Raw genomic sequence first — 14,031 nt, forward strand, 5'->3', positions numbered from 1 at the left:
ACGACATCCGATCCAGCAGGATCGGAAAGTGCTCCAGGGCAAGGGACATGCTGTCATGAATGTGGACAAGACCGTTCTCAGCTTCGCGGGTTTCATGGTGCTGCTCAGTCTCGCGCTGGGCTGGCTGGTGAGCCCGTGGTTCTACGTCCTCACCGCGCTGGTGGGGCTCAACCTGTTCCAGGCCGGTATCACCGGCTTCTGCCCCGCCGCCATGCTGCTGCGGCGGCTTGGCATGAAGCCGGGCTGCGCCTTCCGCTGAGCCGTCCCCGGCCGCTCAGCGATAGCGGCCGTGGCGTTGCAGCACCTCGATCTGGTATCCATCCGGATCGGCAACGAAAAAGAACCGCGCGAGCAGGGTGCCATCGCGCCTGAACTCGACGATCTTGCGCGGCGCCCAGCCCGCCGCGTCGAACCGCGCGTGCTCGGCGTCGAGATCGTCGACGCAGAAGGCGATATGGCCATAGCCATCGCCGAGCGCATAGGGTTCGGTGCGGCCCTTGTTGATCGTCAGTTCGAGTTCAAAATCATTTTCCGCATTGCTCATGTAGACCAGCGTGAACGTGTCGAAATCGAGCCGATCTGCGATCTCCAGGCCGAAAGCCTGCGCGTAGAACGCGATCGAGCGCGCCTCGTCGAGCACGCGGATCATGCTGTGGATCGCTTTGGCCATGCGTCGTCTCTCCTTTTCTCCGATGCGGGTTATACGGGCGTCCCGCCCGCAGCCCAACCCGTCCATCCCGCGGCTTCCGCGGCGGCCCGGCTTTGACCTGAAGCAGAACAGAACCCGCGCACGATCGTTCCGTTTCTGAGCAGCGAGCGCCAGGCGCCGATCACCGGTCCGGCACGAAATCCTTCGGTTCCGGTTGTCCTTGCCGCGCTGGCACCGCGTTTGCACGGGTTGTGCCTGAACCGGGTCATGAACCCGAAGCCGGCGCCACCAAGGCGGCGGCAGGGAGGAACGATGTGCAATCTTCTGCAAGGCCGCGACCCTGCGGATTTCGCCCAGACCAGCCGCTCGGTCCGGCTCTCCGGCCGGTCGACCAGCGTGCGGCTCGAACGCGTCTTCTGGGACGCGCTGGGCGAGATCGCCACGGCGGAAGGCGTCTCCGTCCCGCGCCTGATCGCCCTGCTCCACGATGAGGCGGAGGACTGGTTCGGCGATATCGACAATCTCGCCTCGCTGCTGCGCGCCGCGTGCATTCTCTATCGCCGGCGGAGCCCCTGAAACGCCGTCAGGACGGCGCCGTCTCGCTGCCGATCCGGTTCTCCGCGATCCAGCGCGCGGCGAGCACAAGCGTGCCCATCGTGAATTCCCGCCCGTGCCGCGCCACCATCTCTTCCGAAAGCTGGGCAACGCGCTGGAAGAACTCGTCCTTGCTCCGTTCCTCGTCGGTCATCTGCACCTGCATGTCCGTCTCCCTTTCTCCGCCTGTGGTCATTTGAACATCCGGTCCGGAAACGCCGTGATGCTCACCATCCCGTCCGCCCCGATGGCGGCGAGGTGGTGCCCGTCAGCCGACCAGCCGAGTGCCGTCACCGCGCTGCCGCCGGGGCGCACGAGCAGTTCGTCCCGCCCGCCGATCTGGACGAGCAGGATCTGGCCGTTGGCGTAACCCGCCGCGACGAGCGGCCGCGCCGGATGGGCCGCAACGCTCTCCACCGCCACCAGCCCCGCCCGGCCGCTGACCAGCGCGCCGGTCATGTCGCCATCGAGCGGCGGCGTCGCCATCGACCAGGCGGCGACGCGAAACGCCCCGGATGCCACGAACGCCGCGGCCGGCCCGCTCCAGGCGGCATCGCGCGTCGCCATCGGAAACCCGGTGACGGTGCCGCTGCGTCCGCCCTCGCAATCGATCATCAGGAACCCTCCCTCGGCCAGCGTGCAGGCGAGCCAGGCCTCGTCCTCCCGCCAGGCGAGCGACAGCGGGCGCGACAGCAGGCCAAACACCATCGGCGCCCGGCCGCTGCCGTCGATCGCCACGATGCTCAGGCTCTCGCTCCGCGCAATGGCGAGATGCCGTCCGGAGGGCGAGAGGCGGATGCCGACGATCTCGCCTTCGCCATCGTCGGCCAGCTCGTCGGATAGCGCACCCACGCCCTGGCACAGCTGCACGGCGTCGCTGCCCGCGACCGCGGTGATCGTCACCGCAGCCGCATGATCAAGCGCGATCACCGGGCCGTCGATCCGCGCCCGCGTGCCGCGCACCGCGCCGTCTGGCCCCAGCACGACGATCTCGCCGTCCCGCGTGCCGGCCAGAAAGCCGCCGCCATCGCCGGCCGCGATCGGCGGCGCGCCGTCATGCAGGGAAGGCGAGATGGCAAGCGGTGCGGGTGGTCGCGCGCGCGGGCGGATCGTCGCCTGCCCGACATCGCCGCTGATCCGGATCCGCGTCTCCGGCGGTTCGGGATCCTCGATCGCCGCCACCGCCACCGTGCCGTCGGCGCAGGCAAAGGCGACGGCCGTGCCATCGCCGCCGAAGCACAGCGCGCCGGCCGGCGCGCCGCAGTGCCAGACGCGTCCGAGCAGATCGAAAAGGGTGAGCGTTCGCGGGCCAGCCTGGTTCATCGCACCTTTCCTCCGTTCAGTCGTCCGTCATCGCCGCCAGCAACCGGTCGATCTCGGACATCTCCGCCTCCACCGTCTCGATCCGCATCTCGCACGCGGCCTGCGCATCGCGCAGCGCGGCGGCTTCATCGGTGGCGGCGCGCAACTGCTCCGGCGCCGGCGGCGCATCGCCATCGTCCTCGGCCTCCAGCCGCTGGATGTCGATCTCGATGGCGGCAAGGTTCTGCAACACGCGCAATGCCTCGGCATTCAGCCCGCACATCACGCCGACGAGTTCGAGGCGGCGGCCCAACAGCCGCCGCCGTTCGGCCATCGCGCCGCTCATGGCCTGGCCTCCGGCGGCGCGGGCGCCTCGAAATCGGCGAGCTGCCGCGGCAGGTCGGGAAGCTGGGCGCGGAACCGGGTTTCCGCCATCTCGATATGGCTCCTGAGCTGGTCCCAGATATCGATCCGCAGCAGCGACGACGCATCGCCGATCAGCCGCTCGATCTCGCCGATCCCGAACTGCCGTGAAAGTGCCACGCCGGCAAACACGAATTCCCGCAGCAGGGCGGCATGCCGCTCGATGAACAGCCGGATCATCGGGTGCGTCTCCTGAGTCACTCCGGCCGCGGCGAGGGCATCGGTGATGAATGTCTCGAAATGCCGCTGCATCCTATGCTGGCTCTCGCCGAGAAATGTCATGGTGAACACCAGATCGCGCGACATCAGCCGCATGAGCTGATCGACCGCGTCGTCCTCGTTCCACGTGGATGCAGCCGGATTTCGGGTTCGCCGCTTCTTTTCGGACACCTTCGTCTCCTCGGCCCGATCGGCCGGCAGAGCCGCGCCGATCTTCTGGGGCCAAGACTTAGCTTCCGGTCCGCGGCAAAGTCAATTTGATAACTCATAGAAAAAGACGAAGATGTTCGGAATGACAACAGTATTACAGCTGTCATTTACAGGTGTAAGATTTCTTTACAGCCCATGTGTCCGGCGCAGTGCCGCCCTGTGTCCTAAACGGCCCTGGCGCCGGCTTTGCGCGGCCCGCCCCACTTGGCACACGACTTGCAGAACATCGGGCAGAAGAAACCCATCGCGCCAGGCGCGGTGCCACAAGAACGAAGGAACGGAGGAAACATGGCTGGCGGCCGACGCGCTTTCGTCGTTGCCAGACCGGATCGTTCGCAGACCTTTGCCGTGATCCACTGGGCGGGCTCGATCCCGTCGACAACTCGAACGGCGGCGTGTGTGGCCGCTTTCCGCCGGGGTCAGGGGACCCGGGCGCAAACAAGGTGGAGGTTTGAAGACATGACGTCCTTGACGCTCAACAAGATTACCTCGCAGCGCGGCATATCCGTCGGCGAGGCGACCAGGAAGATTTCCGACCTCGGGTGGAACCCGACCTATGTCCAGGAAGCGATGACCTTCCCGACGGACTACAAGATCACCAAGGCACCGCGCGATCCGATGAAGCAGGTGCTGCGCTCCTACTTCCCGATGCAGGAAGAGAAGGACAACCGCGTCTACGGCGCGCTCGATGCGGCGCTGCGCGGCGACATGTTCCGCAATGTCGAGCCGCGCTGGGTCGAATGGATGAAGCTGTTCCTGGCGATCATCCCCTTCCCGGAAATCTCGGCGGCGCGCTCGATGGCGATGGTCGCGCGCCTCGCGCCGGGCGAGGATCTGCGCACCGGGTTCACCATGCAGATGGTCGACGAGTTCCGCCACTCGACCATCCAGATGAACCTCAAGAAATGGTACATGGAGAACTACATCGACCCGGCGGGCTTCGATATCACCGAGGAAGCCTTCGGCAAATGCTACGCGACCACGATCGGCCGCCAGTTCGGCGAGGGGTTCATCACCGGCGACACGATGACCGCCGCCTGCATGTATCTCACCGTCGTCGCTGAAACCGCGTTCACCAACACGCTGTTCGTCGCCATGCCCTCCGAGGCCGCCCGCAACGGCGACTACGCGCTGCCGACCGTCTTCCTCTCGGTGCAGTCCGACGAGAGCCGGCATATCGGCAACGGCCACTCGATGCTGATGGCCGCCCTCAAGGAGCCGGACAACCATCTCCTGCTCGAACGCGACCTGCGCTACGCCTTCTGGCAGAACCACGCGATCGTCGATGCCGCGATCGGCACCTTCATCGAATACGGCACCACCAATCGCGACAAGTCGAAGGAATCCTATGCGGAGATGTGGCACCGCTGGATCTTCGAGGATTACTACCGCACCTACATGCTGCCGCTCGAGAAATACGGCATCAAGGTGCATCACGACGACGTCCAGGCCGCGTGGAAGCGGCTGACCGAGAAGCTCTATGTCCACCACGTCGCCCAGTTCTTCGCCGTCGGCTGGCCGGTGAACTTCTGGCGCATCGAGGCCCAGCGCGAGGCGGACTTCGAGTGGTTCGAACACAAATACCCCGGGTGGTACGCGAAGTTCGGCGATTTCTGGAAGTGGTACGACAAGCTCAGCCATCGCGGCGAGACGGTCATCACCTTCAACCAGGATGTCGGCTACGTCTATCCGCATCGCTGCTGGAGCTGCCTCGTCCCCTGCCTGATCCGCGAGGACATGGTGGTCGACGAAATCGACGGCAAGCTGCACACCTTCGCCCACGAACTCGATCGCTGGACCGCCGTCGAGGCCTTCGCCGACGAATATCAGGGCCGCCCGACCCCCGCGATGGGCCGCTTCAGCGGCAAGCGCGAGTGGGAGACGGTCTATCACGGCTGGGATCTCGCGGACGCGATCAAGGATCTCAACTTCGTCCGCTCCGACGGCAAGACCCTGGTGCCCCAGCCGCATCTGCGCTTCGAGGACAGCGAACTGTGGACGCTCGACGACGTGCGCGGCCACACCCTGCTCTCGCCGCTCACCTTGCTGCGGGAGATGAGCCCGGAGGATCGCGCGAAGCATATCGCCGAATATCGCGCGGGCTTCACGATCACGCCGTTCAACTGATCCGGCGCACTTCGCGGGAGCCGTTCGCCCCGGCTCCCGCTTCATTCTCAACGCGACATCTCCGGCAACCCAGCCGGAGCGTGATGGACTTTCGGGAGATCGGCCAGATGGGTGGTACGCATACGGTCAGGCTCGAACCGGTCGGGGTCGAGTTCGAGGTCGAGGATGGCGAGACGGTGCTCAACGCCGCGTTCCGCCAGGGCATCGCCCTGCCGCATGGCTGCAAGGAGGGCCAGTGTTCGGCCTGCAAGTGCATCCTGACGGATGGCGAGGTCGACATGCTCAGGTACTCGACCTTCGCGCTCAACGACACGGAGCGGGAGAGCGGCCATATCCTGCTCTGCCGCGCGATCGCCTATTCCGACATGGAGGTCGAGCTTCTCAACTATGACGAGGAGGTTCTGTCGCGGTCGATCGCGGTGCGGACCTTCAGCGGCCGGATCAGCGAAATTTCGCGGCTGACGCACGACATTCGCGGAATCACGATCGACCTCGACTCCCCGATCAAGTTCTGGGCCGGACAATATGTCGACATCACCGTCACCACGGAAAAAGGGGAGACGATTACGCGCTCGTTTTCCATGGCAAATACGCCGGACCAAGCCAAAAGCCTCTCCTTCATCATCAAGAAATATCCCGAAGGAAAATTCTCCGGAGAACTCGACAGCGGCGGAATCAGGATCGGCGCCGATGTCTCCCTCACCGGGCCCTACGGCACCTGCTTCCGACGGGAAGGACGAACCGGACCGCTGATCCTGGTCGGCGCCGGCTCCGGCATGTCGCCGATCTGGTCGATCCTGAACGACCATTTCGCCAGCGGCGAAAGCCGGCCGGTCTACTTCTTCTACGGCGCGCGCACGCGGGAGGATCTGTTCCATCTGGACCGCATCGCGCAGCTTGCGGACCGCCACCCGGAGCTGGAATTCATCCCCGTTCTCTCGCACGCGAGCGGCGATGCCGGCTGGGAGGGTGAACGCGGCTTCGTGCATGAATGTGTCGACGCCAGGCTGAAGGCGCTCGGCATCGACGGCGAGGGCGACGTCTATGCCTGCGGACCACCCCCCATGATCGATGCGCTGCAGCCGGTGCTGTTCATGAACGGCTTCGAAAACGAGCGCGTCTTCTTTGACAGGTTCACCACATCCTCGAGCGTTCCCGTACCCGCCGGTCACTGATCGCGCGCCGCACGGGCCAACCGAAACCCAGGGAGAGAAACAATGCCAGCCTTGTCGAGTTCAGTCGGATCGGGTGCCGCGGGAGCGGCGATCTTCGCGGATTCCGACAGCCGCCGCTACCGCTACTTCGAGCCGCGCGGCAAGCGCGCCACCCATTACGAAGACGTCACGGTCGATGTCCAGCCCGATCCCGAGCGCTACCTGATCCAGAACTGGATCATCTCCTTCGCGAACGGCAAGGGTGCTTATGTGAAGGACGCCACGGCGCTGAAAAGCAGCAACTGGCATGCCTTCCGCGCGCCGGACCAGGAATGGGAGCGCACGCATTACCAGCGCCAGTCCCGCATCGAGACCATGGTGCAGAGCGTGATCGCCAATGCCCGCCGCGCCGGCGCGCCGGCGAATTTCGACAAGGCCTGGCAGCGCATCCTGCAAACGCATCTCGGCGCCTGGAAACATGCCGAATTCGGGCTCGGCACCTCGCTGATGCAGGCGCAGCGCTATGGCTACACGCAGATGATCAACAACGCGACGCTGACCAACTCGTCCTACAAGATGCGCCTCGCGCAGGACATCACGCTCTACCTCGCCGAAATCGGCATGGACATTCCCGGCTGGAACGACGAGCTCGGCAAGGTCGCCTGGCTCGAAGACCCGATCTGGCAGGGCACGCGCGAGGCGGTCGAGACGATCATGGGGTCGAGCGACTATCTCGAACAGTATTTCGCGATCAACATCGTCTTCGAGCCGCTGGTGGGCGAGCTGTTCCGCTCCGGCTTCCTGATGCAGGTCGCCGCCGCCAACAACGATTTCGTCACCCCGCCGGTGATCTCCGCCGCCGAGGCCGATTACGAACGCAACCTCGCGAACACGATCGACCTCATCTACCTCCTCGCCAACGACGAGACACATGGCGGCGAGAACCGGGCGATTCTCCATGGCTGGCTCGAAAAACACCGCGCCCTCGCCGACAAGGCGGCCCTCGGCCTGCAACCGATCTGGTCGATGCCCCATTCCAAACCCGTCTCGTTCCAGGATGTCAGGGCGCAGTCGCAGGAGCGCATCGGCAAGATCCTCGGCGAACTCGGCCTCGCCTGACGCCCCGCACAGGAGATAACATCATGTCAACAGCAGCACGCGACGCGACCCATTCGACCATCTTCAAGCAGATGAAGGACATCACCTTCGAGCAGACGATCTCGGATCAGTGCGGTGTCACCATGAACGATTCGGTCGAGGCCCGCGCCATCGCCGAATTCATGAGCGACAAGCCCGGCGTCACCGTCACCTACCAGCCGGCGCTGATCCGTATCGACGGTCACGGCAAGCTGATCTTCAAGATGGACGAGATCGGCGATTATCTCGGCCGCGAGATGACGGCGGAAATCTTCGAGGTGAACACCTCGACCCATTACGGTCGCATGGTCCGCGTCGATGACAACACCGTGATCCTGTTCGGCAACATGGACGACGTCTTCGAATATATCTGAACCGCGGCACTCCGGCGCGCCCGCGCGGCAAGCGCGTGGCGCGCCGCCCAGCAAGCAATCAACACGTGGAGGAAACCATGTTCGTAACGCCTGAGGGTAAGGAAATCTTCATCGTCGACGGCCACACCCATTTCTGGGACGGCAGCCCGGCGAACCAGAGCAACATTCACGGCAAGCAGTTCATCGAATGCTTCTTCGCCTATCACAACGCGCTCAGCCCCGCCGACAAATTGTGGCCGAAGGAGAAGTTCGAGAAATACAGCGCCGATGATCTCTATCGCGACCTCTTCATCGACGGCCCCGACGATGTCGCGATCGTGCAGTCGACCTACCTCAAGGATTTCTACAAGACAGGTTTCAACACGATCGAACGCAATGCGGGCGTCGCCGCCCGCTACCCCGAGCGCTTCATCGTCAATGGCGCGTTCGACCCGCGGGACGGCGAGAAGGCGCTCGAATACATCCATTACATGAAAGAAACATACAATATCCAGGGCGTGAAACTCTACACCGCCGAATGGAACGGAGCCTCCCGCGGCTGGCGTCTGAACGATCCCGAGGCATACAAATGCTTCGAGCTTTGCGAGAAGCTCGGCATCAGGAACATGCACGTCCACAAGGGCCCGACCATCATCCCGCTGAGCAAGGACGCTTTCGACGTTCACGACGTCGATTATGCGGCGACCGACTTCCCCAATCTCAACTGGGTGGTCGAGCATTGCGGCCAGCCGCGCATCGACGACTTCTGCTGGATCGCGGTGCAGGAGGCCAATGTCTATGGCGGCCTCGCGGTCGTCCTGCCCTTCATCCATTCCCGGCCGCGCTACTTCGCCGAAATCATGGGCGAGCTGCTGTTCTGGCTCGGCGAGGACCGCATCCTGTTCGGCTCCGACTACGCGATCTGGACGCCGCGCTGGCTGGTCGAGAAATTCTGGAACTTCGAGCTGCCTGAAGATGTGAAGCAGGAGCGCGGCATCGACCTCACCCCGGCGATCAAGGAAAAGATCCTCGGCCTCAACGCCGCGAAGCTCTACGGCATCGACATCGCGGCGAAGAAGGCGGCGCTTGCGGCCTCGCCGCTCGCGGTCGCCGCCGAATAGGCCGGTCCACGCAGCACGCCGGCCATCGGCCGAAGGGAGACAAAATGGCTAAGCTGCTTCTGCATAATTCCGAAGCCCGGCGTGCGCTGGCCCGCGGTGTGGGCCGGCTCGCGGCGGCCGTCGAGCCCACGCTCGGGCCTAAAGGCATGAACGCGATGATCGACCGGCCGATCGGCACGCCGATGGTCACGCGCGATGGCGTCAGCATCGCGGTGGAGATCGAGCTGCCGAACCGGTTCGAGAACATGGGCGCGCAGGTCGTCCGCGAGGTCTCGATGCAGACCAACGAACTCGCGGGCGACGGCACCACCACCGCGATCGTGCTCGCCAACGCGCTCGTCCAGGCCGGCGTCGAGGCCAGCGAGCGCGGCGCCCGCGCGGTCGATCTCATCCGCGGGATTGATCTCGCGGTCGAGCGCGTGGCATCGTCCCTCAAGGAAGCGGCCCGGCCGGCTTCCGGCAACGGCATGCTCGCCGCGGTGGCCAACATCGCCGCAACCGAGCCGCATCTCGGCGCGCTGGTCGCCGAGGCCTTCGCGCGCGTCGGCGCCGAGGGCGTGATCACTACCGACTTCAGCGTGACCACCGCAACGACGCTCGAGGTCGTCGAAGGCATGTCCTTCGATCGCGGCTATATCTCGCATCACATGGTGACCGATCAGGAGAAGATGGAAGCCGTGCTCGAACGGCCGCTGATCCTGATGACGGATCTCAAGATCCGCGATCCCCATGCGCTCGATGCGGCGCGCGCGCTCGCCGCCGACGCCCACCGCCCGCTTCTCGTGATCGCCGAGGAGGTGGCGCCGGAGGTCGTCGTCAGCCTGCTCGGGCGCGACGGGCCGGGCCGCTACCTCGTCGTGCATCCGCCCGAATACGGCAACTGGCGCAAGGCGATGATGGAGGATATCGCCATCATCACCGGCGGCCGCGTCATCGCCCGCGATCTTGGCGGCCGGGTCGAGGACGTCACCGCGGCCGATCTCGGCGCCGCCGAGCGGGTGCGCACCAGTGCGACGCACACCGCGATCATCGGCGGCGCCGGCGATCCGGCGGCGATCGCCGCGCGCCGGGCGCAGGTGCAGCGGATGCACGATATCGCCCCGCCCAATATCGAGCAGGACAAGCTGCGCGAGCGCCTCGCGAAGCTTTCCGGCGGTACCGCCATACTTTATGCCGGCGGAGCGACGCCGGTCGAGCAGAAGCGCACCATCCAGCTGATCGAGGATTCGCTCGCCGCCGTGCGCGCCGCGAGCGAGGAGGGGGTGGTTGCCGGCGGCGGCACCGCGCTGGCGCAGATCGGCCCGGTGCTCGACGAGGTTCTGGCCGGCGTCGGCGGCGATGTCGCGGAAGGGGTGAAGCTCGTCCGCTCCATCCTCACCCGCCCGCTCTGGCGCATCGTGACCAATGCCGGCGGCGACCCCGACCACGTGGTCGCCCAGGTCTCGGCGGTGAATGGCGGTTTCGGCTACAATGCCGCCATCGGCACGTTCCAGAACATGTACGATGCCGGCATCATCGATCCCGTCCGCGTCACCTGCACGGCGCTGCGCAACGCCGCCTCGGTCGCCAAGCTGATCCTGACCACGGAAACGCTGGTGGGCGATCTGGGTGAAGACGAGGAAGACCCGACCGCGTCTCCCGCCCGCGGCGGCGGCGCCGAGCGTCTCGGCCGCGCATGATCTCCGGCGTCAAGGGCGGCTGGATTCCGGCCGCCCTTGGCGTTCAGACGAAGCCGCGCCTGATTCCGAACTGGTCGAGCTTCCGGTAGAGCGTCGGCCGCGAGATTCCGAGCTTCTGCGCGGCGCGGCTCAGGTTTCCCTTTTCCGCGAGCAGCACGTCGCGGATCGCCTGGCACTCGGCTTCCTCGATGCTGTGCGGCCGCGGCGCTGTTGCGGGCAAAAGGGCGGCCTCCTCCGGCCGGGCGTGGAATTCCGCCGGCAGGTCCTCCGGGCCCACGCGCGTGCCGCGCCAGAGGATGTGGAGTTTTTCAACGAGATTGCGCAATTCGCGCACATTGCCCGGCCAGCGATAGGCGCGCAGGATATCGAGCGCCTCCGCGGCGAACGTCAGCGGGGCTGTGCCGAGGCGTGCTGCGAACCGGGAATTGAAATGCTCGATCAGCAGCAGCACATCATCGCCGCGCTCGCGCAGCGGCGGGACGTGAATGGTCACCGCGCTGATCCGGTAGAACAGGTCGCGCCGGAAGCGTCCCTGTTCGACCTCCTGTCGCAGGTCGCGGTTCGTCGAGGCGATCAGTCGCACATCCACCGGCCTGGCCCGGCTGTCGCCGAGGCGCCGGACAACCCGTTCCTCCAGCACCCTGAGCAGGAAGGGCTGGATCTCGGGTGGCATTTCGCCGATCTCGTCGAGGCAGAGCGCGCCGCCATTCGCGAGTTCGAACACGCCCGGCTTGCCGTCCCGGCTCGCGCCGGTAAAGGCGCCTGGCACATGGCCGAAGAGTTCGCTGCCGAACAGCTCGCGTGTGATCGCGCCGCAGTTCAGTGTCACGAACGGGCTGTCAGAGCGATGGCGGGTGCCGCCGTGGATCAGCCGGGCGAAGAGTTCCTTGCCGACGCCGGTTTCCCCCTCGATCAGCACTGAGGTGACGTCCGCCGTCGCCGCCACCCGGCTGGCGATCTCGATCGCACGCCGCAGCGCCGGGCTTTCGCCGATGATGCAGTTGGCCTGGCTGTCGCTGGCATCCGCATCGACGCGCCGCGCCGCGGGGGATGGCCGGGCCTCGCGCGTCGGAAACACCAGCGCCGCGCCGCGCATGCCATTATCCGCCTGCAGCGGGCTGAAATGGCAGTTCTGCAGCGCGAGCATCGCGTCATTGTCCAGTTCGGCGCCGTTGCCGCTTTCAAGGAAGCGCACCAGGCGCCGCTCCGCCGCCGGTGTCGGCGGGTTGGCGCGGAACGCGCGCAGCGTGCTTTCGGCGACGTTGTGGCAATAGATCGGCCGCCCCCGATGATCGACGATCAGCAATCCGTCGCTGCGCCGATATTCGGGCGCGGATGAGATGAATGCCTCCAGCAGCCGCGCGCGCTCCTCGTTGCGCTGCTCGGCGAGCGCCTTCTCGATTTCCTGCGCCGCCGCGGCGACGAGGCCGATATTGTGCGGCCGGAAGATGTCCGGATGGCCGGACAGGTCGACGACGCCGATGATGCTGTTGTCGAACGGTTCGCGGATCGGCGCGCCGGCGCAGGTCCAGCTCTTGATGCCGGCGCAGAAATGTTCGGCCGCATGCACGAAGACCGGCGCGCCCGCCCACAGCGCCGTTCCGATTCCGTTGGTGCCGACGACATCCTCGGTCCATTTGCCGCCGATCGAGAGGTTGATGTCCATGCCGTCATGCAGCGTCCGCCGGTCGCCGATCGCATCGATCAGCACGCCGTTGCGGTCGGCGAGGACGAGCATCGCGCCGGTGCCGTCGAGCAGCCGGCCGATCGTGCCGAAGCTGCGCCGAGCCGCCGCGAGGAGGTCCCGGTTCTGTTCGATCAGCGCATCGATGCCGTGGTTCAGGGGAGCTTCCCGCTGCCGCGCATCGATGCCGCAGGAGGCGCAACGCGACCATGAATCGCCGATCAGCGGCCGCACCGGAAAGCGGCGCTGCCCGTCCCCGTCCTCGCCGGAGAGCAGGCACTCCCACGCCTTCATCGTGGTGTGCTCGTCGTAGGGGGTGCTGAACTCCTCCGTGCGCGGCCCGCGTGCCGCCGCATCGCCGCCTTTCAGGTCGTCCGGCGGGCGGGTCGCGCGGCGCGGCGCGGAGATCGCGTCAGCCAATGCCCAGCCGAACGCCGATTTCGGCGGCCAGTTCGTCCTCGCCATAGGACGGGGAAAGCCGCGTGCCGTCCAGCGTGCCGAGCGGCGCCGCGATCTCGGGCGCCACGGGCGCGATGAATCCATTGGCATCGGTGGCCAGCACGAAAATCTCCTCGCCGCCACGCCGCTGCAGGGTTCCCAGGTGATGCAGCTGGTAGCCGGTGTTCCCGTCGACGAGGCAGACACGCCCATTCACGCTGATCCGCACGGATGGGGCGGCCGCCGTGGTGTCGGGGCGCGAGGCAGCGCCCGTGCTGATGATCAGGCCGCTGGCCTCGGGGGCCGGCTTCGGCGCCTTGCGCGCCGAGTAGCCGCCGGCGGTGATGTGGTCGGCGATGCGCGTGATCGTCCCCTGGTTGCGCCGGAGAATCTCCCGCATCCGGACGTCTTCAGGGCGCGGGCCCTGGGCTTTGGTGACGATGGTGACCATGGTTCCTCCCACAAGAATCCTCAGGCCGCTGTGTCGCCGTTCATTTTTCCTGCGGATCAGCCGCTATCTCGTCCGACGACTGCTTCAGGTACGATGGATGTTTGATGAATTGGTGGTATCCGGATGCCCCGCTTCGGCAATTCAGGTAACGGTTTGAAATGACCAAGGAAATATCATCGTCTTTCGGAAAGATGCGGAAATTTCAAAGTGTTTCCGCACGCGCCGCGATGTTCCGATTCGGCGCAGCTCTTGCGGCGCCGCAAAAGGAAGCGCACGTACGGGCTCAGCCATGATCGAGACAGCCGACAATCCGCCCGGCCGCAGGCCGCCATCGCGGGAGCCGTTTTCACATGATGCCGCGGAAAGACGGCGCCGGCGATGAGGGCAGCCGCATCCGTGCCGTTCTGGCTGGAGAGCGAGGCGGGGTTGCTCGTTGCCCTGAAGGTTCAGCCTGGCGCGCGCCGGGCGCGGCTCGGCCCGGTCGTCCCGG

Annotated in this window: 15 protein-coding genes; 8 read left to right on the plus strand and 7 right to left on the minus strand. The window is 65.9% G+C overall.

The features are described 5' to 3' along the window. Window positions 1-55 precede the first annotated feature (55 nt). Window positions 56-259, plus strand: a complete 204-nt coding sequence (locus APM_RS02650; RefSeq protein WP_011942207.1) for a DUF2892 domain-containing protein — start codon at window positions 56-58, stop codon at window positions 257-259. Between the two features lie 15 nt (window positions 260-274). Here the strand turns inward: APM_RS02650 and APM_RS02655 are convergent, their stop codons facing one another. After that, window positions 275-670, minus strand: a complete 396-nt coding sequence (locus APM_RS02655) for a VOC family protein (protein ID WP_007421814.1) — start codon at window positions 668-670, stop codon at window positions 275-277. A gap of 246 nt (window positions 671-916) precedes the next feature. Here APM_RS02655 and APM_RS02660 point away from each other — a divergent pair, with 246 nt between their 5' ends. After that, entirely contained in the window at window positions 917-1,225 is a 309-nt protein-coding gene (locus APM_RS02660) for a ribbon-helix-helix domain-containing protein (protein WP_007421813.1), read from the plus strand. A gap of 7 nt (window positions 1,226-1,232) precedes the next feature. Here APM_RS02660 and APM_RS22185 read toward each other — a convergent pair whose 3' ends face one another. From APM_RS22185 to APM_RS02675, 4 genes are read right to left on the minus strand one after another with little or no spacing between them, the layout of a single operon-like run. Then, window positions 1,233-1,409 carry a hypothetical protein gene (locus APM_RS22185; RefSeq protein ID WP_011942204.1) on the minus strand — a complete coding sequence of 59 codons (177 nt, stop codon included), beginning with the start codon at window positions 1,407-1,409 and terminating at the stop codon, window positions 1,233-1,235. 26 nt (window positions 1,410-1,435) lie between these two features. Then, the gene (locus tag APM_RS02665) at window positions 1,436-2,566 is read right to left on the minus strand and encodes a WD40 repeat domain-containing protein (RefSeq protein WP_007421816.1); all 1,131 of its coding nucleotides are present in this window, start codon (window positions 2,564-2,566) and stop codon (window positions 1,436-1,438) included. A gap of 16 nt (window positions 2,567-2,582) precedes the next feature. Then, window positions 2,583-2,891 carry a hypothetical protein gene (locus APM_RS02670; protein WP_007421817.1) on the minus strand — a complete coding sequence of 103 codons (309 nt, stop codon included), beginning with the start codon at window positions 2,889-2,891 and terminating at the stop codon, window positions 2,583-2,585. Beyond that, complete coding sequence (locus tag APM_RS02675; RefSeq protein WP_007421818.1) at window positions 2,888-3,358, minus strand: hypothetical protein; 471 nt, start codon at window positions 3,356-3,358, stop codon at window positions 2,888-2,890. The genes APM_RS02670 and APM_RS02675 overlap by 4 nt, the downstream gene beginning before the upstream one ends. Window positions 3,359-3,856: 498 nt before the next feature. On the opposite strand from APM_RS02675, the gene APM_RS02680 reads away from it, so the two are divergent. From APM_RS02680 to APM_RS02705, 6 genes are all read left to right on the plus strand, one after another. Then, window positions 3,857-5,524 carry an aromatic/alkene/methane monooxygenase hydroxylase/oxygenase subunit alpha gene (locus APM_RS02680; protein ID WP_013639986.1) on the plus strand — a complete coding sequence of 556 codons (1,668 nt, stop codon included), beginning with the start codon at window positions 3,857-3,859 and terminating at the stop codon, window positions 5,522-5,524. 107 nt (window positions 5,525-5,631) lie between these two features. Next, the gene (locus APM_RS02685) at window positions 5,632-6,699 is read left to right on the plus strand and encodes an NADH:ubiquinone reductase (Na(+)-transporting) subunit F (RefSeq protein ID WP_240314284.1); all 1,068 of its coding nucleotides are present in this window, start codon (window positions 5,632-5,634) and stop codon (window positions 6,697-6,699) included. A 42-nt stretch (window positions 6,700-6,741) separates the two neighbouring features. Further along, window positions 6,742-7,797 (plus strand): aromatic/alkene monooxygenase hydroxylase subunit beta, encoded by a 1,056-nt coding sequence (locus tag APM_RS02690; RefSeq protein WP_007421822.1) that lies wholly within the window; start codon window positions 6,742-6,744, stop codon window positions 7,795-7,797. Between the two features lie 23 nt (window positions 7,798-7,820). Next, window positions 7,821-8,189 carry an MmoB/DmpM family protein gene (locus APM_RS02695; RefSeq protein ID WP_007421823.1) on the plus strand — a complete coding sequence of 123 codons (369 nt, stop codon included), beginning with the start codon at window positions 7,821-7,823 and terminating at the stop codon, window positions 8,187-8,189. A 77-nt stretch (window positions 8,190-8,266) separates the two neighbouring features. Beyond that, the gene (locus APM_RS02700) at window positions 8,267-9,289 is read left to right on the plus strand and encodes an amidohydrolase family protein (protein ID WP_011942199.1); all 1,023 of its coding nucleotides are present in this window, start codon (window positions 8,267-8,269) and stop codon (window positions 9,287-9,289) included. 44 nt (window positions 9,290-9,333) lie between these two features. After that, entirely contained in the window at window positions 9,334-10,968 is a 1,635-nt protein-coding gene (locus APM_RS02705) for a molecular chaperone GroEL (protein WP_007421825.1), read from the plus strand. Window positions 10,969-11,011: 43 nt separating this feature from the next. Here APM_RS02705 and APM_RS02710 read toward each other — a convergent pair whose 3' ends face one another. Together APM_RS02710 and APM_RS02715 are read right to left on the minus strand one after the other, a co-directional pair. After that, window positions 11,012-13,117, minus strand: coding sequence for a sigma-54-dependent Fis family transcriptional regulator (locus APM_RS02710; protein ID WP_241763095.1), 2,106 nt, complete (start codon window positions 13,115-13,117; stop codon window positions 11,012-11,014). Beyond that, window positions 13,065-13,541 carry a hypothetical protein gene (locus APM_RS02715; protein WP_007421827.1) on the minus strand — a complete coding sequence of 159 codons (477 nt, stop codon included), beginning with the start codon at window positions 13,539-13,541 and terminating at the stop codon, window positions 13,065-13,067. Before APM_RS02715 ends, APM_RS02710 begins: the two co-directional genes overlap by 53 nt. Window positions 13,542-14,031 lie beyond the last annotated feature (490 nt).

The organism is Acidiphilium sp. PM (assembly GCF_000219295.1).
Classification (GTDB): domain Bacteria; phylum Pseudomonadota; class Alphaproteobacteria; order Acetobacterales; family Acetobacteraceae; genus Acidiphilium; species Acidiphilium multivorum.